At 65.5% G+C, this 20,770-nt stretch carries 15 protein-coding genes; 9 read left to right on the top strand and 6 right to left on the bottom strand.

The window, feature by feature from the left end; translation table 11 throughout:
* Positions 1-517 precede the first annotated feature (517 nt).
* The 5 genes from HLH25_RS18985 to HLH25_RS18965 form a co-directional block, all read right to left on the bottom strand.
* Positions 518-742, bottom strand: coding sequence for a hypothetical protein (locus HLH25_RS18985; RefSeq protein ID WP_182975573.1), 225 nt, complete (start codon positions 740-742; stop codon positions 518-520).
* Positions 743-851: 109 nt separating this feature from the next.
* Positions 852-1,226 (bottom strand): hypothetical protein, encoded by a 375-nt coding sequence (locus HLH25_RS18980; RefSeq protein WP_182975572.1) that lies wholly within the window; start codon positions 1,224-1,226, stop codon positions 852-854.
* Positions 1,227-1,241: 15 nt separating this feature from the next.
* Positions 1,242-2,231, bottom strand: a complete 990-nt coding sequence (locus HLH25_RS18975; RefSeq protein ID WP_182975571.1) for a hypothetical protein — start codon at positions 2,229-2,231, stop codon at positions 1,242-1,244.
* A gap of 694 nt (positions 2,232-2,925) precedes the next feature.
* Complete coding sequence (locus tag HLH25_RS18970) at positions 2,926-3,312, bottom strand: hypothetical protein (RefSeq protein ID WP_182975570.1); 387 nt, start codon at positions 3,310-3,312, stop codon at positions 2,926-2,928.
* Positions 3,313-3,386: 74 nt separating this feature from the next.
* On the bottom strand, positions 3,387-4,628 hold the full coding sequence (locus HLH25_RS18965; protein ID WP_182975569.1) for a NupC/NupG family nucleoside CNT transporter: 1,242 nt from the start codon (positions 4,626-4,628) through the stop codon (positions 3,387-3,389).
* 169 nt (positions 4,629-4,797) lie between these two features.
* Between HLH25_RS18965 and HLH25_RS18960 the strand changes: the two genes are divergently transcribed.
* The 8 genes from HLH25_RS18960 to HLH25_RS18925 all read left to right on the top strand — a co-directional run bounded on the left by HLH25_RS18960 (position 4,798) and on the right by HLH25_RS18925 (position 17,086).
* Entirely contained in the window at positions 4,798-5,283 is a 486-nt protein-coding gene (locus HLH25_RS18960) for a glutathione peroxidase (protein WP_182975568.1), read from the top strand.
* A 108-nt stretch (positions 5,284-5,391) separates the two neighbouring features.
* Positions 5,392-6,960: a murein biosynthesis integral membrane protein MurJ gene (gene murJ, locus HLH25_RS18955; RefSeq protein WP_182975567.1), complete on the top strand. Its 1,569-nt coding sequence runs from the start codon at positions 5,392-5,394 to the stop codon at positions 6,958-6,960.
* A gap of 88 nt (positions 6,961-7,048) precedes the next feature.
* Entirely contained in the window at positions 7,049-9,703 is a 2,655-nt protein-coding gene (gene mutS / locus HLH25_RS18950; RefSeq protein ID WP_182975566.1) for a DNA mismatch repair protein MutS, read from the top strand.
* An 84-nt stretch (positions 9,704-9,787) separates the two neighbouring features.
* Positions 9,788-12,682, top strand: a complete 2,895-nt coding sequence (locus HLH25_RS18945) for a [protein-PII] uridylyltransferase (RefSeq protein ID WP_182975565.1) — start codon at positions 9,788-9,790, stop codon at positions 12,680-12,682.
* A 215-nt stretch (positions 12,683-12,897) separates the two neighbouring features.
* Positions 12,898-13,593: a VIT1/CCC1 transporter family protein gene (locus HLH25_RS18940; RefSeq protein WP_182975564.1), complete on the top strand. Its 696-nt coding sequence runs from the start codon at positions 12,898-12,900 to the stop codon at positions 13,591-13,593.
* A gap of 135 nt (positions 13,594-13,728) precedes the next feature.
* Positions 13,729-14,172 (top strand): lysozyme inhibitor LprI family protein, encoded by a 444-nt coding sequence (locus tag HLH25_RS18935; protein ID WP_182975563.1) that lies wholly within the window; start codon positions 13,729-13,731, stop codon positions 14,170-14,172.
* 123 nt (positions 14,173-14,295) lie between these two features.
* Complete coding sequence (locus HLH25_RS18930; protein WP_182975562.1) at positions 14,296-15,666, top strand: NAD-dependent succinate-semialdehyde dehydrogenase; 1,371 nt, start codon at positions 14,296-14,298, stop codon at positions 15,664-15,666.
* 139 nt (positions 15,667-15,805) lie between these two features.
* A complete protein-coding gene (locus HLH25_RS18925; protein WP_182975561.1) occupies positions 15,806-17,086 on the top strand; it encodes an MFS transporter in 1,281 nt (426 codons plus the stop codon).
* A gap of 9 nt (positions 17,087-17,095) precedes the next feature.
* Here HLH25_RS18925 and HLH25_RS18920 read toward each other — a convergent pair whose 3' ends face one another.
* Positions 17,096-18,970, bottom strand: coding sequence for a tetratricopeptide repeat protein (locus HLH25_RS18920; protein ID WP_182975560.1), 1,875 nt, complete (start codon positions 18,968-18,970; stop codon positions 17,096-17,098).
* Positions 18,971-19,048: 78 nt separating this feature from the next.
* Here HLH25_RS18920 and HLH25_RS18915 point away from each other — a divergent pair, with 78 nt between their 5' ends.
* Positions 19,049-20,554, top strand: coding sequence for a carboxypeptidase M32 (locus HLH25_RS18915; RefSeq protein ID WP_182975559.1), 1,506 nt, complete (start codon positions 19,049-19,051; stop codon positions 20,552-20,554).
* The last annotated feature ends 216 nt before the right edge of the window (positions 20,555-20,770 follow it).

Below are 20,770 nucleotides of genomic sequence, written 5' to 3'. Positions count from 1 at the left end.
CCGTGACCTATACAACGAAATCTGGCTGCTCGAACGGCACGGATTCATGTCTCCCAACGCAGTCCGAGCCAAGGCTCTGGCCAATGCGGCTATCGCCGCTTAGGCTTCAACCAACTGTCTCAAAAACCGAGGCCGGTACAAAACTGAATACACTACCCCGCCATTTCCAAATGATGCCACCTGCGCATTCTTCAGACTTCCCTTATATCCAGTCAGCTTTCGAAAAAAAGTTTCTACCGCCGCCTGATTTCCACCAGAAAAATTGAGATTCGCCTTCTGATACCTCGTACGCGCGACTTGCGTAACGGTCGTATTCGCATCAGGTTGTAGAGTAGCCCCGGATATTTGGGGATCAAAAGCTGCCAGTTCATCAAACGTTGCCGAGGCCCCCGCTACAAGCCCTGAAACAGATGCTCCGGTCGCTGAATAAACTATCGCGGTATCGAGTTCCCCGTCCAAAGCCGTCGCCAGCAATTCCCCGCCGCCCACGGCAAGAAGGTCAGCAGCGGCAACGGCCTCACCCGGTGGGCGTCACCATCACAGCCACCGTCGCAGCAAGGCCGAGCCAGTGGTCCTGTATCTTGGGCATCAGACTATCAAGACCATTTCCAGCCGACGAAAATGTCGCCTGAAAGCCATTCGCCGTCGCCTGAAGCTGATCAGACGCATAATTCTTGACCGTCTCGTAAGTCGTCAGGCCGCTCGCGTCGATGTCCCGCCCCAGAAGAATGCACCACAGCACTCTGTACCTGATCCGGCGACTGGCCTTCGGAAAATTCCTGGTAGGCCACATCGCAACAGCCCTCGCCTGCGGCACAATGCGATTCGAGTAGGCTTTTATCGATGTAAATTCATTCTGGAACCATCAGACAGGTACCATGAACCAAGACTGCCCAGCCCCTTTTGAACATGAGATACGCAACGAAATCATCATTACTCAATGGATTCAATAGCGGAACATTAGGGACTTTTTCAGAAAAATCTTGAAATATTCTACTTGCCAAGACATCTGGCGCATCCCCTGAAAAAATAGGAATGTTTTTTTCTGTACTATATTCAACTATAATGTTTCTCTCAATCGCAAAACAAAAAAAACAAATCAACTCTCTCATAGAATCTTTACTATTAACGTCGATATTAACGCCTGGATTCAAGTCTTTCCAAATCGAATGCGCATCTGATCCAGCAACATATTCTAAAGCATTTAAAAACTTATCAGACATCATATCGACCTTCTATACTTAAAATTGAAACTTTATTTCACGCACGCCATTTGACAGCCTTTTAGGGAGCTTTACGGTCCAATTTCCAAGAGAATTGGTAATATCCTTTAATTCAAAATAACCTTCGTTCATATATACCTTATATATACTTGCACAATTTGGTATATTTTGAGAATTTAAGAGTTCCTGTCTAAAATTTCCAGTGCATCCAGTAAGATTTTTGAAATATTCTACCACAGAATTAAAATTTCCGCCCTTGAAATCAAAAACAAGGGCCCCTGCCTTGTTAAGATCGCCCGGAGCTTGGGTTACCGTAATACCACCCCCTATATCTAAATCAGACCCAGCCTGACGTGGAGTGAATTGAGAAAGTTCTTCTAACGCGCTTTGCGAAGCCACAGAGACAGCGTTGCCTGTTGTTGTCGCCGCAAGCGATTCAACAACCGAATGAGTTTCCACATCCAAAGCCGTCGCCAGCAATTCCTCACCGCCCACGGCAAGGAGGTCTGCGGCGGCAACGGCCTCACCCGGTGGGGTCCCCATCACAGCCACCGTCGCAGCAAGGCCAAGCCAGTGGTCCTGTGACTTGGGCATCAGACTATCAAGACCATTTCCAGCCGACGAAAATGTCGCCTGAAAGCCGTTCACCGCCACCTGAAGCTGATCAGGCGTATAATTCTTGACCGTCTCGTAAGTCGTCAGGCCGCTCGCGTCGATATCCCGCCCCAGAACGTCGTGATACAGGTCTTGAAGGGCCGCCTGCGCCCCAGAAGAATGCGCCACAGCACTCCGTACCTGATCGGGCGACTGCCCTTCGGAAAATTGCTGGTAGGCGACATGATGATCGCTCTCGCCCGCCGAATGGCCAAGCAGGTTCTGAGTCTCATCCGCGATGTCCCGGTCGATATCCGACAGCTTGATCGGAACATACGCGCCCGATGACGACTGATAGGTCGCAATCCCCTTTCCGGAAGCACTCGTCAGATAGGCCACACCATGGATGACCATGACGGCGTGGCCATGAACGGCGATGTGTATCGCCCCTCACCAGATGAAGGCGGCATATCAGACGGACCCCTTGCGGGCGGCGAATAGCCACCGCCGCCGCCGGACCCGAATGATGGGTGAGTGCCTACAACAGTAATGCCTTCGCCGTCGTCGTCACCTCTACCCGAATCGGAGACTTCCTCTCCGTCTCCAACGGACATGAGTTCCATGACGGCCATGACCGGGCGAGAGGATGGCGAGGACAGGGACCGGCTACTGCCTGCGATGCCCCGTCATCTGTCCAGCGGGAGCAGCCATGTCTGCCGCGTTCGACGCCGCGCCGGAACGGTGCGTTTGAACCACCGAAGCTTCAACGCGACCACGCCGCCCGTCATGCCGGGCGGCAAGCGCAGTCGGAAATGCCGGTTGCCGATGCGGAAGCAGTTGATGCAAAGGCGGCGACGCCGCACGCCAGCATCATACCCGGCACGCACCCGCACCAGATATGCATCCGCTCGGCTCTGACCGGCGCATGCCCGGCATGACCGCACGCCCGACACACGGAATCATCGCCATTTTCAGGGCTGAAGGCACTGCGAACGAACACAGGAATCACCCCTGAAAATTATCATCAAGTAACAACTTTAAAGCATGGCGATCCGTAACGAACAGGGCTCAGATCAGCAAGAATTATCCAGCCTCTCCGCCTGCCACCTCAGCACTGCCGAACGTGAGGCAGCGCCCGCCGCACAAATATGACAAACCCGCCACAGCCGACAATTACAATAAATACGGAAAATACCAAATTTCGATCAAAAATCTTCATCATTATGCCAACAAAAACAATAAAAAGAGATATCAATACCGTACATTTTACCCATGAAGCGGCTCCACGCTTCATCCGCATCGCATAACCGTAACGATGAGAAACAGCCGCCGCCAGAAGAGCGAGGATCGGAGACCACGACAATAGAGAATGAAACGACTCCAGGCTGATGCGTCCCAGGTCGAACATCAGGGCAGCCAGCGCCAAGAGAAGATAGATAAGCGCCACAACAACGCACAATGCCGCTCTCATTCTTTCAGCGCTCTGCGTTTCCACTTTTACCCCCCCACACCATCGCGTGCCGCAGCCATACACCTAGCAGTCTTCCGCCGCGAAGCACATCACGATCCTCAACCGACGAACATGCCGGCAATCGTGGCGCTGGCGAAATTCGACAGCGACCCGGCAAACACCGCCCGCACCCCCATGCTGGCCACCTCCCCCCGCCGCTCAGGGGCAACGCTGCCGAAGCCGGCAATCAGGATGCCGACCGACGACAGGTTGGCAAACCCGCACAGCGCGAACGAGGCAATCGCCAGCGCGCGCGGGTCCAGCGTCGCATCATGAAAATGCGGCCCCAGCGCGACATAGGCCACGAATTCATTGAACACGAGCTTCTGCCCCATGATCGCGCCAACCACCCTGCTCTCATGCCACGGCACCCCGATCAGCCACGCCAGCGGGGCAAAGATCACGCCGAAAATCGTCTCCAGCGACAGATTGCCCACGCCGAACCAGCCCCCCAGCCCATGGATCAGCCCATTGGCCAGCGCGATCAGCCCGATAAAGGCAATCAGCATCCCCCCCACCGCCACCGCCACGCCGACACCGCTGGCGGTGCCGATGGCGATAGCCTCGAAGACATTGACCGGATGCTCATGGCCGAACTCCAGGTCGAGGCCCGAAACCCGCGTCGGCGTGCGCGACGGCATCAATATCTTGGCGAACAGCAGCCCACCCGGAATCGCCATCACCGACGCCGCCAGCAGGTAATCCATGGGCACGCCCAGCCCCGCATACCCCACCAGCACCGAGCCCGCGACCGAGGCCGTCCCGCTGCACATGACGGCGAACAGCTCCTCGCGCGTCAGCAGCGGCACATAGGGCCGCAGCGCCACCGGCATCTCGCTCTGGCCGAGAAAGATCGTCGTGACGGCGGAGAAGGATTCGATCATCGACGTACCCAGCACCCGCCGCAGCACCCCACCCAGCAGCCGCGCCAACCGCTGCATGATGCGGTAATAATACAGGATCGCGATCAGCGCCGAGATATAGGCGATCTGCGGCAATATCCGCAGCGCGAAGATAAACCCGCCGCCGGGAAACAGCGTATCCATGCGCGGCCCGACCAGCGGGCCGAACAGAAAGGCGCTGCCCTGCGCGCCATAGCCCAGCACGGTATCGACGGCGCCCGAAATCACATGCAGCGCCGCCCGCCCCGGCGGCACGAACAGGATCAGCCCGCCCAGCGCCACCTGCATCGCCACGGCGGCGAGGACGATCCGGGGACGGATGCCCCGCCGATCCGCCGAACACGCCACCGCCAGCGCGATCAGGCAGGCCAGCCCCAGAATTCCATGCAGGACCGCCATTCCACCCTACCAATTCAAAACCGCAATGACTTGCACCGTAACGACATTGTGCCCTGCGCGATATGCTGTCCAGAGTGGCGGATGCCGCCGCCCCTGCCCACTCGTGCGGCAACGGAAACTGCTCTAGGCTTCCATTCCCTTACAGGCGACAACAGATCGAATCGGCTCCATGACGACCGCGTACGACTTTACCCTCCCGGCCCTGGAAGGCGGCACGATCGACCTCGGCGCCCTGCGCGGCAAACCGGTGCTGATCGTGAATACGGCCTCGCAATGCGGCTTCACGCCCCAGTTCGAGGGGTTGCAGGCCCTGTGGTCGTTCTATCGCGGCAGCGGCCTGACGGTCATCGGCGTGCCGTCCAACGATTTCGGCAATCAGGAGCCCGGCTCCCCCGAACAGATCGCCACCTTCTGCGCCCGCAATTACAGCGTGACCTTTCCCATGACCACGCGCAGCCATGTCCGTGGCCCGGAGACGATTCCCCTGTTCCGCTGGCTGGGGCAGGAAGGCGGCGTGCTGGCCCGCCCGCGCTGGAATTTCTACAAATACCTGATCGGCCGCGACGGCACGCTGGCCAACTGGTTCGTCAGCCTCACCTCGCCCGACTCGCGGCGCATGCGCCTGGCCATCGAACGCGCGATTCTCGATCACTAACCCCCTTCCCGCCACACGAATCACGCTGGGCCGAAACAGCGGGGTCGTGCAGTATGCGCGCGGGAGGCGCCCGCCCATCCTGCGCGCGGCCAAGGCAGGAGGTCCCGTTTGCTCAAGGGTTTTCTCACCGTCGGCGGCTGGACGATGCTCAGCCGCGTGCTGGGCCTGGTGCGTGACCAGTTGCTGGCGGCCTTCCTGGGGGCCGGCCCGGTCCAGGATGCCTACCAGATCGCCTTCCGCCTGCCGAACATGTTCCGCCAGCTTTTCGGCGAAGGCGCGCTGAACACGGCCTTCGTGCCGATCTTCTCCGCCATGCTCACCACCGACGGCACCGAAAAGGCCCGCCGCTTCGCCAGCGAGACCCTCAGCGTGCTGCTGACCTGGCTGCTGCTCATCGCGGTGCTGGGCGAACTCTTCATGCCGCAGGTCGTCCGCGTCATCGCCGCCGGCTTCCCCATGGATGGCGAGCGTTACCATATCGCGGTCACGCTCAGCCGCATCACCTTCCCCTACCTGGTGCTGATCTGCGCGGCGGCCCTGGTGTCGGGCGTGCTCAACGGCCTGCACCGGTTCGGCGTCGCGGCGGCGGCCTATGTCTCGTTCAACGTCGTGGGCATCGCGGCCATCCTCCTGCTGCCCTCGCTCACCGGCGATGTCGGGCGCGCCGCCGCCTGGGGCGTCACCCTGTCGGGCGTCGTCCAGCTCGGCCTGCTGCTGCTGGCGGTGCACCGCGCCGGCTTCCGCCTCATGCTGCTGCCCCCCCGCCTCACGGCGCGCATCCACCTCCTGCTCCGGCGCATGGCCATCGGGTGCCTGGGCAGCGGCATCAGCCAGATCAATCTGCTGGTCGATACCATGATCGCCTCGTTCCTCCCGGCCGGCAGCGTCTCGTTCATCTATTTCGCCGACCGCATCAACCAGTTGCCGCTGGGCGTACTGGGGGCGGCGGCCGGCACCACCCTGCTGCCGGTCCTCAGCCGCCACGTCGCGGCCCAGGACCATGACGGCGCGCACAGCGCGCAGAACCGCGCGATCGACTACGCCATGGTCCTCACCCTGCCCGCCGCGCTGGGCATGATCGTGCTGGCCCACCCCATCATCGCCACCCTGTTCCAGCACGGCGCCTTCACCGAGCGCGACGCCATGCTGTCGGCACAATCCCTGCGCGCCTTCGCCATCGGCCTGCCCGCCTTCGTGCTGATCAAGGTGCTGGCTCCCGGCTTCTTCGCCAGGGGCGACACCGCCACCCCGGTGCGCATCGGCCTGTTCACCCTCACCCTGAACTTCACCCTCAACCTGCTGCTCATGCACCCGCTGCTCCATGCCGGCCCGCCGCTGGCCAGCAGCCTGGCCGCCATCGTCAATGTCGGGATTCTCGGCTTCCTGCTGCGCCGCCGCGCGCTGCTGCGCATCTTCCCGGCCACGATCTCGCGCGTCGTCCGGATGCTGCTCGCGGCACTCGGCATGGCGGCCATGCTGCTGATGCTGAACCTGACGGCCCTCGGCCCCCTGGCCGTCCATCACGGCCCCTTGCGAATCGTGGCGCTGATGGTCCTGGTCGCGGCCGGCATGCTGGCCTACGGCATCGGGTTGCAGGTCCTGGGCGTGATGGAACTGCGCGCCGCACTCGCCATGCTGCGCGGCCGCCTCGCCCGGCGGCGCGGCCGCACGGCATGAAACCGCTCCGCGAGCGCCGCCCATCACGGCCGTTCGTCCCGCATTTCCCGGCTGGCACATCGGCCACCGGCCCTGTACACAGGCCCGCATGACGCTCCCTTCCCCGGACGGCGCCACCCCCGCCATGGCGCAATGGTTTTCCCTGAAAGCCGAACATCCCGAAGCCCTGCTGTTCTTCCGCATGGGCGATTTCTACGAAATGTTCTTCTCCGACGCCGAAGCGGCATCGGGCGCGCTGGACATCTCGCTGACCACGCGCGGCACGCATGGCGACATGCCGATCCCGATGTGCGGCGTGCCGGTGGCGGCGGCCTCGGCCTACCTGGCCCGGCTGATCCGCCGTGGCTTCCGCGTCGCGGTGGCCGAGCAGACCGAACCGCCGCGCAAGCCCGGCAAGGGCGTCGCCAAGGGCCCGCTGGCCCGCGCCGTGGTGCGCCTGGTCACCCCCGGCACCCTGACCGAAGACGAGCTTCTGGAAGCCGGCCGGCAGAACCTGCTGCTGGCGGTGGCGGCCGGCGCCGGCCGCGCCCCGGCCAGCCGGGGCTGGGGCGTCGCGTGGATCGACATCTCGACCGGCGCGTTCGAAACCGCGTCCCTCCCCCCCGACGGGCTGATGGACCTGCTGGGCCGGCTCGACCCGGCCGAAATCCTCGCCGCCGCCGGCATCGAACTGGGCGATTTCGACGCAAGACGCGCGCCGGAGGCCACCCCCCCGGCCGCCGCCACCGCCCGCCGCCGCGTGGCCGAGACGTTCGATGTCGCCAGCCTCGACGCCTTCGGCACGTTCTCGGATGAAGAAGCCGTCGCCGCCGCGATGGCGCTCGACTACGTCCGCCGCAGCCAGGCCGGCCAGATGCCGCGCCTGGCCCACCCCCACGCCCATGAAAATGGCGGCATCCTGGGGCTGGACCCCGCCACCCGCACCAGCCTGGACCTGCTGCGCACCCGCGACGGCACCACCGAACACACGCTGCTGGCCAGCGTCAGCCGCACCGTCACCGCGCCGGGCAGCCGCCTGCTGGCGGAATGGATCGCCGCCCCCCTCACCCGATGCGCGCCGATCGCCGCCCGCCAGGACGGATGGTCATGGCTGATCGAGGAAGGCAGCGTGCGCACCGCCCTGCGCCAGGGCCTGCGCGGCACGCCCGACATCGCCCGCGCCCTGGCCCGCCTCTCCCTGGGAAGGGGCCTGCCGCGCGACGCGGCCGCCGTGCGCGACGGCCTCTCCATCGCCCGGCAGATCGCGGCGGCCCTGGCCGACAGCCGCGCGGCCCCACCCGCCCTTATCGCCGAGGCCATGGGCCACCTGGGCGGCGCCACCGCGCTGGAAGACCTGCTCAAACGCGCCCTGGCCGAATCCCTGCCCGCACGGGTCGAGGATGGCGGCGTCATCGCCCCCGGCTTCGACCCGGAACTGGACGCCGAACGCGGCCTGCGCGACGACAGCCGCCGCATCATCGCGGGTTTGCAGAACGACTACGCGCAGCAATTCGGCATCGCCAGCCTCAAGATCCGCCACCACGCGCAACTTGGCTACGTCATCGAACTCCCCAGCGCCGCCGCCGCCCGCGTGCGCGACCGCACGGACCTGATCCTGCGCCAGGGTACCGCCAGCGCCGCCCGCTTCTCGACCGACGAACTGATCAGCCTCGACCGCCGCATCGCCGAGGCCGGCGACCGCGCAGGCACCCGCGAACGCGGCATCTTCACCGCCCTGGTGCGCGACATCCTGGCCGAACCGGCGGTCCCCGCCATCGCCCACGCGCTGGCGGTGCTCGACGTGCTGCAATCCTGCGCCGACCTCGCGGCCAGCGGCCTGTGGTGCCGCCCCGAAGTCACCGACGACGCCGCCTTCACCCTCACCGCCTGCCGCCACCCGGTGGTCGAGGCCGCATTGCCCCGCAGCGAGCGTTTCACGCCCAACGACTGCGTGCTCGACCCCGCCCAGCGCGTCATGCTGCTCACCGGGCCGAACATGGCCGGCAAATCGACCTTCCTGCGCCAGAACGCCCTGGCGGTGATCCTGGCGCAGGCCGGCCTGCCGGTCCCGGCCAAGGCCGCGCGGATCGGCATCGTCGATCGCCTGTTCTCCCGCGTCGGCGCGTCGGACGATCTGGCGCGCGGCCGCTCGACCTTCATGGTCGAAATGACCGAGACGGCGGCGATCCTCAATCTGGCCGGCCCGCGCTCGCTGGTGGTGGTCGACGAAATCGGCCGTGGCACCTCCACGCTGGACGGTCTGGCCATCGCCTGGGCGGTGCTGGAAGCCATGCATTCCACGTTGCGGTGCCGTTCGATTTTCGCAACGCATTTCCACGAGCTGGCCGAACTGGCCGAAAGCCTCCCCCGCCTCTCCCCCCACACCATGAGCGTGCGCGAATGGAAGGGCCAGGTGGTGTTCCAGCACGAGGTCGTTCCGGGGTCGGCCCGCCGAAGCTGGGGCGTGCATGTGGCCCGGCTGGCAGGCGTGCCGGAGCCCGTGGTCCGCCGCGCGGCAAGGCTTTTGACCGGTCTGGAAAAGGAACGCGCGGTCGGCGCCCGCCCCCTGCCGCTCTTTGCGTCCCCCGACGCCCCGACCACGCCGGAACCGGTCGATACAGCCCCCCCCGGCGTGCCCGAAGCGGTGCGCGAAATGCTCGAACAACTCGACCCGGATGCCTTGACGCCACGCGGCGCGCTGGACATGGTCTACGCGCTCAAGAAACTGATGCTTGAAGAATCGCGACATCTGGACCACGGATAGAGTGACGGACGGCTTGCGAAACAGGCCGCCGGGATCGGCCGGCTGGCCGCTCGCAAACATTTTCAGGAAACCGATCACGCCGCGATGTCGACTCTGTCTTCTCCTTCCCTGTCCGTCAGGGACCTGACCCGAAGCCTCGCGGCCTCCCTCCTGTCACCGGAAACGGGCGCTGCCGTCCCGCGCGAGGTGGCGATCGGCCTGTTCCGCCGGCATCTCGCCCGCTTCCAGGCGTCGGTGCGCGAGGAATTCGAGGCCCACCGCCTCCACGGCGCCTCCGCCGCCAAGCAACTGGCGGCCCATACCGACGGCATGATCCGCACCCTGGTCGATTTCACCATGGAGCACGCGCTGGATTTCGCGCCGGACTCCGGGCGGCCGACCCTCGCGGTAGCGGCGACCGGCGGCTACGGGCGCGGCATGCTGGCCCCCTTCAGCGATATCGACCTGCTGTTCCTCACGCCCGACGACCCCTCGGCCGATGTCAGCCGCGTGGTCGAATATATCCTGTATTTCCTGTGGGACCTGGGGCTGAAGGTCGGCCACGCCACCCGCTCCATCCCCCAATGTATCGCCGAGGCCGAGGCCGACACCACCGTCCGCACCACCCTGCTGGACGCCCGCCTGCTGGCCGGCAACGACGCGCTGTTCGCGATGTTCGAGGCCCGCTACATCGTCGCGTGCGTCGAAGCCGGGGCCGCCCGCTTCATCACCGACAAACGCCGCGAACGCACGGCCCGCCACCACCGCTTCGGCGACAGCCCCTACCTGGTGGAGCCCAACGTCAAGGAAGGGCGCGGCGGCCTGCGCGACCTGCAAACGCTGTACTGGATGTGCCGCTACACCTTCGGCACCCGCCATGTGTCGGACCTGCTGGCCCCCGGCTTCAGCAGCCTGGGCCTGCTGACCGAGCAGGAGGCCAAGCGCGCCCGCCGGTCGTGGAACTTCCTGTGGAGCGTGCGGCTGCACCTGCACTACATCTCCGGCCGCGCCGAGGAACGGCTGACCTTCGATGTCCAGCCCGTGGTCGGCGCCCGCATGGGCTACACCCGCCACGGCCGTCAGGTCGGGGTCGAGCGGTTCATGCGCCATTATTTCCTGACGGTGCGCGAGGTCATGCGCCTGACCCATGTGCTGGAACCGGCGGTGATGCGCCAGGCCCTGGGGCCGAGCGCCAACGCCCCGCAGGCCGACAGCGCGATGCGCGACGCCGGCTTCACGGTGCTGGACGGCCAGATCCTGCCCGAGCGCGGCACCTCGCTCGACGACGATCCGATCCAGATGATGCGCCTGCTGGAATGGGCGCGCACGCGCAAGCTGCCGATCCATCCCATGGCCATGCACAAGCTGATCCGGTGGGAGCGCCGGGCCGCGATCCTGCGCGGCAATCCCGAAGCCGCCCGCATCTTCCTGGACCTGCTGTGCGGCGCCCCGCCCGAACGCGCCCCCCGCCTCGCCACCACCGCCGAAGGCGCGCCGCGCGAGGAAGTCCCCAGCTTCCACGCCACCGCCGAGGACCGGCGCCAGGGCAACGCCTACTGGCTGCACATCCTCAACGAGACCGGCATCATGGGCCGCCTGATGCCCGACTGGTCGCGCATCGTCGGCCAGATGCAGTTCGACACCTACCACGTCTTCACGGTCGACGAGCACACGATCGAGGCCATCCGCATCTTCGGCCGGATCGAACACGGCGCGATGGCCGACGAAATCCCGCTGGCCTACGACCTGGCGCGCAATCTCCAGTCCCGCCGCGCGCTGTACATGGCCATCCTGCTGCATGACATCGCCAAGGGGCGCGGCGGCGACCATTCCGAACTGGGCTCCGAAATCGCGCTGGAAGTCTGTCCCGAAATGGGCCTGACCGGCGAGGAGACCGAAACCGTCTCGTGGCTGGTGCTGCACCACCTGCTGCTCAGCCAGACCGCGTTTCAGCGCGATATCGACGACCCCAAGACCATCCTCGACCTCGCCGACACCATCCAGTCGCCCGAGCGCCTGCGCCTGCTGCTGCTGCTCACCATCGTGGACATGCGCGCCGTCAGCCCCCGCGTGTGGAACGCCTGGAAGGCCACCCTGCTGCACGAACTCTACATGCGCGTGGCCGAGGTGCTGGAAGGCGGACTGGCCACCACCGAGCGCGACGTGCGCGTGGCCCGCGCCAAGGAAGCGGTCGGCGAGATCCTGGAGGAAGACGGCTTCTCGCCCGAGGAGACCGAGCAGTTCCTCGGCATGGGCTATGGCAGCTACTGGCTGTCCTTCGACCAGGACACCCACGCCCGCCACGCGCTGCTGATCCGGGAGTCCGAACGCCGCGAGTCGCCGCTGACGGTCGAAACCCAGCCCCTGCCGACGCGCGGCGTCACCGAAGTCACCATCTACACCGCCGACCACCCCGGCCTGTTCTCGCGCATCGCCGGCGCCCTGGCCATCGCCGGCGCCTCGATCGTCGATGCGCGCATCCACACGCTGATCAACGGCATGGCGCTGGACACGTTCTGGATTCAGGACGCCAGCGGCGAAGCGTTCGAGGAGCCGCACCAGCTCGCCCGCCTGTCCACACTGGTCGAGCAGACCCTGTCGGGCCGGACCAACATCGCGCGTGAAATCTGCGGCATCGGCCGCATGCGCTACGGGCGACGCATGCGCGCGATTCATGTGCCGCCGCGCGTGGTCATCGATAACCGCGCCTCGAACAGCTACACGGTCATCGAGGTCAACGGCCGCGACCGTCCGGGCCTGCTGCACGACGTGACGCAGGCGATCAGCGACCACAAATTGCAGATCGCCTCGGCCCACATCACCACCTACGGCGTCCGCGCGGTCGATGTGTTCTACGTCAAGGACCTGTTCGGCCTGAAGATCACCGACGAACGCCGCCTGACGGAAATCCGCGAAGCCCTGATCCACGGCCTGCGCCAGGCCGAGGAAGCCGCCACCAGCGACACCGAAATCCCGCCCGTCGAAACCCTGTCCATCTGACGCCGGCCCGTTTCACAGGGGGCAGGCCGCATCGCCCCCCTGGTCGAACCGGAAATCATGGCACAGTTTCCTGACGGAAGCCTGAACGGACAGGGCTGGCGGGTGCAAAAACAGACTGGGGCGAGGCATCCGCCCTTTTCAAAAAACGCATGCCGCAAAAGTCCTTTTCCGCATCATAGATAGCGGCCCCTTCCACCGGTCAGGACGGCCCGCCCATGTCGCGACTTCGCATGCACGCCGAGCACCACGCCGTCGAAAAACTCGGATGGCTGCGCGCCGCCGTGCTGGGCGCCAATGACGGCACATTATCGACCGGCAGCCTGATCGTGGGCGTGGCCAGCGCCCATGCGTCGCATGGCGGCATTCTCGTCGCGGGCCTGTCGGCCCTCGTCGCCGGGGCACTCTCCATGGCCGCCGGCGAATATGTCTCCGTCAGTTCCCAGGCGGATTCGGAACAGGCCGACCTCGCCCGCGAAAAGCGCGAACTGGCAACAGACTGGAACGGTGAGGTCGCCGAACTGGCCGGCATCTACCGCCGACGCGGGCTGGACGAAGCCCTCGCCCGCCAGGTCGCGGTCGCACTGATGCAGCACGACGCCATCGGCACCCACGCCCGTGACGAACTCGGCCTGTCCGACGCCACGGCGGCCCGGCCGTTCCAGGCGGCCCTCGCCTCGGCATCGGCGTTTTCCTCGGGGGCGATCCTCCCCGTCCTGGCGGCGATCCTGACACCGGCACCCTATGTTTCCTGGGGCGTATCCATCATCTCCATCCTGGCGCTCGCGGCGCTGGGGGCCATCGGCGCGGTGGCGGGCGGGGCACCCCCATTGCGCCCCACGCTGCGGGTCACGTTCTGGGGACTCGTCGCCATGATCGTCACTGGCGGAATCGGACAGGTTTTCGGCGTGTAACCCACGGGCGGCCGACCAGTCCGCATTGTCCCGCCTGACAGCAGCCTCCGTGCATGAGGCATCCAGATTGCGCTCACGCCTCCGCAAGTGGCAAGAGAGCAGCCGCACTCGTCCCCGCAGGGAAAAAGCCGCTCCATGCTGTCACAGAGACGAAAAAGCTCTGCATTCCGCGCCATGTTCCTCCTGGCGCTCTTGGGTGGCATGGCCTCCGCCCACGCGCAGCACATGAACGCCGCCGACGCGCCATGCCGCATAACGCAAACCTATGCTCTGGTCGCCTGTCTCGCGGCGGCCGAAAAGCAGGCCGATCTTCAACGTGCCTCCACGTACCGGCAGATTACAGACGCGGTGACCAGCCAGACCCGGATGGAACTCGACCGGAGCGAGCGCGCATGGACCGCCTATCGCGATGCGTTCTGCGATACCGAATATCATTCCTTCGCCGGCGGCTCGGGCGGTCCACCTGCCCGCCTGGCCTGCCTGGAAGCCCTGACCCGCCACCATATCGCGGACATGCAGACGGCTTTTCACTGGCAGGTCGAAAAATTCGGCGGGCCGGCCCTCTCGAACACACCCTGAACCGACCGCACAGGGATCTGTCCGTCAGAATGATCACGCCTTCGCGACTGCGCTCTGGTGATCCACGCCGCGCGACCCCACCTGAAAAAGTGTGTGTTGAGACCGTCCAGGAAGGACCGCCCGATGAGCATGTACCGCACGATCAACCCCGCGACCGGCAAGACCGAGAAAAGCTTCGATCTGCACAGCGATCGCGAGGTCGTCACGAAACTGGAAACCGCCCACACGCTCTGGAAGGATGACTGGCGGCACCGCTCCTTCGCCGAACGCCGCGCCATCGTCCAGAAGGCCGCCGACATCCTGCGCCGCGACAAGGAAAAGCACGCGCGCCTGATTTCCATCGAAATGGGCAAGATTCTTCCCGAAGCCATCGGCGAGATCGAACTCTCGGCCGACATCCTGGCCTATTACGCCGAAAAGGCGGAACAATTCCTCGCCCCGATAAAGCTGGATGTCACGAAGGGCAACGCCACGGTTCTGAGCCAGCCGCTGGGCGTCATCTATTGTGTCGAACCCTGGAATTTTCCCTATTACCAGCTCGCGCGCGTCGCCGCCCCCAACCTGATGGCCGGCAACGTCGTCATGGTGAAGCACGCGCCGGGCGTGCCGCAATGCGCCGAAGCCTTCGAGGCCCTGTTCCGCGAGGCCGGCGCTCCGGCCGGTGCCTACACCAACCTGTTCATCACCAACGACCAGTCGGAAACGCTGATCGCGCGCCCGGAAGTCCGCGGCGTCGCCCTGACGGGCAGCGAACGCGCCGGCAGCGCCGTCGCCGCCCAGGCCGGGCGCGCCCTCAAGAAAAGCACGATGGAACTCGGCGGCGCCGACGCCTTCATCGTGCTCGACGACGCCGACCTCGATCAGGTCATCCCCCACGCCGTCGCGGGGCGGATGTCGAACAACGGCCAGGTCTGCACCGCCGCCAAACGGATGATCGTCCATGACTCGCTGGTCGATGAATTTACCATCCGCCTGGAAAAGGCCATCGGCGAATTCCGCTATGGCGACCCGCTGGAACAGGGCGTGACCCACGGCCCGATGAGCAGCGAAGACGCCATGAAGCGCGCGATCGCGCAGGTCGACAAGGCGGTGCAGCACGGCGCAACGCTCGTGACCGGCGGCAAACAGCTTGAGCGCGAAGGCTTCTTCATGAAGGCCGCGATCCTCCGGAGCGTCACCAAGGACAACCCGATCTTCTACGAAGAGATCTTCGGCCCGGTCGCGACCATCCATTCCGTCGGCAGCGAGGAAGAAGCCATTGCCCTGGCCAACGATTCGCCCTACGGGCTCGGCGGCTCGGTGCATACCCGCGACATCGCGCGCGGCCGCAAGGTGGCCGAGAAGATCGAAACCGGCATGGTCTTCGTCAACGACATCACCGGCTCCGCCCCCGACCTGCCCTTCGGCGGCATCGGCAATTCGGGTTACGGCCGCGAACTGTCCGAATTCGGCATCACCGAATTCGTCAACCACAAACTGGTCCACACACCCTGATCGACCATTCCCCGGCGCGCGATCCGCATCGCGCCGGGGTCCATCGGCCATCGAACCGTTTCCATGACGTTCCAGAACCGGCAATATACCGTGGCGCCCAGGCCACCGGTCGGCCGGAACGGAACGGAGAGACGCACCGATGGCAGAGAATGCCGGCCATACCCGCACAGGTCTTCTGATCGGCGCAGCCTGCGCCGGCAATTTTCTCGAATTCTACAATTTCATGGCCTATGCGTTCTTCGCACCCATGATCGGCCATGCGTTCTTTCCCGCCGGCAGCAGCAACCTGATGAACCTGCTGTATGCGCTGATGACCTTCGCCGTCGGGTTCGTCATGCGGCCATTGGGCGCCGTCCTCGTCGGGCGTTATGCCAGGGCCCACGGCCAGCATGCGGCCCTGATGCTGACATTCGGCATGATGGGCGTCGGCTCGTTCCTGATCGCGGCGACACCTCCGGCCGCCTCCATCGGCATCCTGGCCCCGATCATCATCATTTTCGCCCGGATCGTGCAGGGTTTTTCCGATGGCGGCGAGGTCGGGCCAGCGACCGAACTCCTCTATTCAGCCGCCCCCGGCGATCTCGGCGGCGCCTACAGCACGCTCCAGTACATGACGCAGTTGCTCGGCAGCCTGCTTGCCGTCCTGCTGGGCCTCGCCCTCTCTGTCAGCCTGTCGCACGATGCCCTGTTCTCCTGGGGCTGGCGGGTCCCCTTCGTCTTCGGGCTCGTCATCGTTCCGGCGGGTCTTTTCCTCCGCCGCCTCGCCGCCGGCCACGCCATCGCGGTCCACGGCCCCGTAAAGCCGCCGTCCCCCGAGGAGCGGCGCGCGGTGCGCAAAACCATCCTGTTCGTCTTCCCCGCCCTCGTCAGCGGAACCGTTTCCACCTATCTGCGCACGTTCGGCGTCAGCTACGCGGTATCGGTGCTGCATCTCTCGCCGGCAATCGGAATGGCCGCCATGACAGCCGGCCTCGCCGCCGGCGCACTCAGCGTACTGGCCAGCATGGCTTACATCGCCCGTTATCCGCATCCGTCGGGCGCGGTCATCGGCATAACCGTCCTGACGGGCATCCTGTCGCCATTCATTTATTATTACGCCATCCACGATCCCGGCATGAGCAGCCAACTGACGCTCAACATTTCCATGTTCGTGCTTTCAGGCTTCGTGATGACCAGCATGTGGAAGGTTCTGCTGGATGCCCTGCCGCCACACAACCGCTCCTTTCTGTTCGGCGTCCTCTACGCGCTCGCGGTGTCCGTGTTCGGCGGCCTCACCCAACCCGCCGTCACCTGGCTGATCGCCATCAGCGGCGATCCACTGATTCCAGGCTGGATGATGTCGGCAACCGCCGCGTTGGGGCTCTTCAGCTATTTCCGCCTGCGCGCCTTGCAGGGCGTCGATATGAAAATCGCGAAATAATCAGCATTTTCACAAATCACCACGCCGCCAACGCGCCAGCGCACCGCACAGCATCCGGATCGGCGCCCGCCAGGCATCATCGGGCTCCTCGGGCTCGGTCTGCCTGAACTGCTCCAGCGACGGATACCACCGGCTGGTCCCGTTCCCCCAGCGCGGCGGCTCCGCCCGATCGAACGCCTCCGACCACCGCCAGTCGCCGCCAAACCGATTCAGCAACCAGACCGGCCGCCCCATCGCCCCGGCCAGATGCGCAATCGCCGTATCGACCGTGACGACCAGATCCAGCCCGGCGATCACCTGCGCGGTCTCCAGCCAGTCCCCCATGCCGACGGTCTCCATCGCAAACGGCCGATCCTCGGCAACCGCCCCATGCTGAAGACTGACGAAGCGCAATCCGGCAACATCACCCAAAGGCGCCAGCATCGCAGGCGCGATCGACCGCCTGCGATCGAAACGAAACGCCGGATTACCCGCCCAGCACACCCCAACCCGAAAAGCCGCCCCTTCAACCCCGGACGGCAGAAGATAGGGCGCAAAAGGCGGCACCTCCGCCACGTCCAGCAGATACGGCAGACTGAGCAGCCCACAACGGGCCACCACGTCATCGGGCACCGACGCACCGGGCGGCAGCAGCAGGCACGGCGACGCGATCAATCCATCCGGATCAGGCATGGTCCGCGCCAGCCGATGCAACGAAGGCGGCAACACGAGCACGACCCGAACCCGACGCAGACAGAGAGGAAGATAACGCAGGAACTGGATCGCATCCCCGATCCCCTGCTCGGCATGCAGCAGCAGCCGGCCATGCGGCAGCGCCGATCCATCCCACGGACCGATATCCGGCCAGCGTGTCTCCGGCAGCAGGAGGGTGCGCGCCTCGAAAGACCGCCAGCCTTCCGCCAGATCACCCCGCGCCAGCAGCAGCGTCCCCCTGTTGAACACCGCCCGCACCCCCTCCATGCCCCCCGCGGCAACGGGGTCCGCCAGCACGCCACGCAACAGACGGTCCGCCTCCCCATCCTCTCCCAGGTCCGCAAGGATAGTCGCGTCATTGATGGCAATCCGCACATCGTCCGGCGCGGCACGCCGTGCCCGCGCCAGCACCTCACCCGCCCGTGGCAGATGCCCCAGCGCCATCAGCACCAGCCCCAGATTGTTCAACGTCTCGGCCACATCCGGCGCCAGCCGGTCAGCCTGTTCCAGCGCCGCCAGTGCGTCTTCATGCCGGTTCAGCGCAAACAGGACGGCCCCGTGATTGGCCCATGCGGCACCGCGTTCCGGGCACAGATCGCGCACCAGCCGATAGAGTCTCTCCGCCTGCGCATTCCGCCCCCGCTCCGACAGCAGCCCGGCCAGTTCATGCAGCCGCCCGGCATCCTCCGCGACGAACCGCCCCGCCGCCAACCGAGGCACAACATCAGTTCCACCGGCCAGAACGGCCGCCCGCCCCCAATCCAGCAGCAAAGCGGTATCCGCCGGGCGCAGGTCCAGCGCGGCACGCAGGCTCGCTTCGGCCTCGCCCCAACGCCCGCTCTCACCCAACACCGCCGCCAGCGCGGCATGCGCTCGCGGGTCACGCGGCTCGCGCAGGGTCGCCACATGCAGGGCCGCGCGGGCCGGTTCCAGATGCCCCTGCTCCTGCAATGCGCAACCGAGCGTAATATGAAAATGCGCGGCGGGCAGGATCGCGATCGCACGCCCCGCCAGCCCGATCGCCAGATCCGGCCGGCCCGACGCGCGGGCAACGCAGGCCATGCCATGCAGGCCATCCGGGTCGTCCGGCGCGTCGGCCAACGCCGCGCGCAGCAACACCGTCGCGCCCTCACGGTCGCCATCGGCCAGCAGCTTCATCGCCCCGGCCACCTTGTCCTGTCGTCCGTCCATTCCATCCGTCCCGGTTGCATCCGCCGCCCGCCATCGCCCACAGTGCGGCAGCCCGTCCCGTTCGCAAGAAGAGAGACCATGCCACAAAGCGCTTACCAGGATCTCACCAGCCATTTCGCCCGCATCGGGCGCATCCGCAACGCGCTGGGCATCCTGGGATGGGACAAGGATGTCATGATGCCCTCGGGCGCCGCCGACAGCCGCGCCGACAGCATCGCCACCCTCAGCGTCCTGTGCCACGACATGCTGACCGACCCGCGCATCGGCGAACTGCTGGACCGCGCCGAGGCCCCCGCCGGCACATGGGAAGCCGCGAACCTGCACGAAATGCGCCGCGCCTGGCTGCACGCCGCCTCGGTGCCCGCCGAACTGGTCGAAGCCTCCTCCCGCGCCGCATCGCGGTGCGAGGTCGCATGGCGCACGGCCCGGCGCGACGGCGATTTCGCCGCCCTGCTGCCCCTGCTGTCCGACGTGCTGGACCGCACGCGCGAACTCGCCATCGTCAAGGGCGCGGCCCTCGGCCTCGCCCCCTACGACGCCCTGCTGGACCAGTACGACCCCGGCACCCGCCGCACCGATATCGACCCGGTCTTCGCCGAACTGCGCCGAGACCTGCCCGGCCTGATCGCCGAAGCCCAGGCCCATCAGGCCACGCTCCCGCCGATCGTCTCCCCCGCCGGCCCCTTCCCCGTCGCCCGGCAAGAGGCTCTGGGCCGCCAGATCATGACCGCGCTGGGCTTCGACATGGCGCGCGGTCGCCTGGATGTCAGCATCCACCCCTTCTGCGGCGGCGCCGAGGACGATGTCCGCATCACCACCCGCTATGACGACGCCGATTTCCTCTCCGCCCTGATGGGCGTGGTGCACGAAACCGGACACGCGCTCTACGAACAGGGCCTGCCGACGGAATGGCACACCCTGCCCGTCGGCCAGGCACGCGGCATGAGCCTGCACGAAAGCCAGTCGCTGCTGATGGAAATGCAGATCGCGCGCTCCCGGCCCTTCATCGACTGGATCGCACCCACGCTACGCGAAACCTTCGGCGCCACCGAAACCGACGCCGGCTGGTCGGCCGACGCGCTGTATCGCACGGTCACGCAGGTCAAACCCGGCTTCATCCGCGTCGACGCCGACGAAATCACCTACCCCGCCCACATCCTGGTCCGCTACGAACTGGAAGTCGCGCTGATCGACGGCACGCTCGCCCTGCGCGACCTGCCAGAAGCCTTCAACGCCGGCATCCACGACCTGCTGGGGCTCACCGTGCCGAACGACCGCCTCGGCTGCCTGCAAGACATCCACTGGCCATCCGGCGCCTGGGGCTATTTCCCCACCTACACGCTGGGCGCCATCCTCGCCGCCCAACTCCGCCAGGCCGCCTTCGACAGCGATCCCGCCATCGCCCAGGGCATCGCACACGGCGATTTCGCCCCGCTCCTGGCTTGGCTGCGCACCCATGTGCACACCCAGGCCAGCCGCCTCTCCACCGCCGGCATCGTCGCCGCCGCCACCGGCACACCACCTTCAACCGACGCCTACCGCACTCACCTGCGCGAACGCTATTGCGGCGCCACCCCAAAATAAAAGCACCCCAAGACCAGGGCGCTGCCCTGGACCCGGAAGGGGACGGCTGTCCCCTTCACCCCTATGCGTTGAAGCAACTGTTCCAAGCGGAAGGCAGTCAGCTATGGGGCAACTGTGTTGATCATGTGATCTGCAAAGTCTGACCTTTCTGGATCATGGCATTGAGGATGACGAGAAGCTGGCGTGCGATGGCGATAAGGATGGTCTTGGGTGCCT

The sequence above is a fragment of the Gluconacetobacter dulcium genome, from assembly GCF_014174165.1.
GTDB classification, from domain to species: domain Bacteria; phylum Pseudomonadota; class Alphaproteobacteria; order Acetobacterales; family Acetobacteraceae; genus Gluconacetobacter; species Gluconacetobacter dulcium.
Note: the sequence above shows the minus strand (reverse complement) of the source record. Positions and strands in the feature narration are given on the sequence as shown.

What these genes read in the sequence shown, in the direction of transcription:
- HLH25_RS18935 (WP_182975563.1), top strand. Translation starts at nt 13,729, where the DNA reads ATGCTGTCACAGAGACGAAAAAGCTCTGCATTCCGCGCCATGTTCCTC.
- HLH25_RS18940 (WP_182975564.1), top strand. Translation starts at nt 12,898, where the DNA reads ATGTCGCGACTTCGCATGCACGCCGAGCACCACGCCGTCGAAAAACTC.
- mutS (WP_182975566.1), top strand. Translation starts at nt 7,049, where the DNA reads ATGACGCTCCCTTCCCCGGACGGCGCCACCCCCGCCATGGCGCAATGG.
- HLH25_RS18960 (WP_182975568.1), top strand. Translation starts at nt 4,798, where the DNA reads ATGACGACCGCGTACGACTTTACCCTCCCGGCCCTGGAAGGCGGCACG.
- HLH25_RS18975 (WP_182975571.1), bottom strand. Translation starts at nt 2,231, where the DNA reads ATGGTCATCCATGGTGTGGCCTATCTGACGAGTGCTTCCGGAAAGGGG.
- HLH25_RS18920 (WP_182975560.1), bottom strand. Translation starts at nt 18,970, where the DNA reads ATGGACGGACGACAGGACAAGGTGGCCGGGGCGATGAAGCTGCTGGCC.
- HLH25_RS18980 (WP_182975572.1), bottom strand. Translation starts at nt 1,226, where the DNA reads ATGATGTCTGATAAGTTTTTAAATGCTTTAGAATATGTTGCTGGATCA.
- HLH25_RS18945 (WP_182975565.1), top strand. Translation starts at nt 9,788, where the DNA reads ATGTCGACTCTGTCTTCTCCTTCCCTGTCCGTCAGGGACCTGACCCGA.
- HLH25_RS18915 (WP_182975559.1), top strand. Translation starts at nt 19,049, where the DNA reads ATGCCACAAAGCGCTTACCAGGATCTCACCAGCCATTTCGCCCGCATC.
- HLH25_RS18925 (WP_182975561.1), top strand. Translation starts at nt 15,806, where the DNA reads ATGGCAGAGAATGCCGGCCATACCCGCACAGGTCTTCTGATCGGCGCA.
- HLH25_RS18965 (WP_182975569.1), bottom strand. Translation starts at nt 4,628, where the DNA reads ATGGCGGTCCTGCATGGAATTCTGGGGCTGGCCTGCCTGATCGCGCTG.
- HLH25_RS18930 (WP_182975562.1), top strand. Translation starts at nt 14,296, where the DNA reads ATGAGCATGTACCGCACGATCAACCCCGCGACCGGCAAGACCGAGAAA.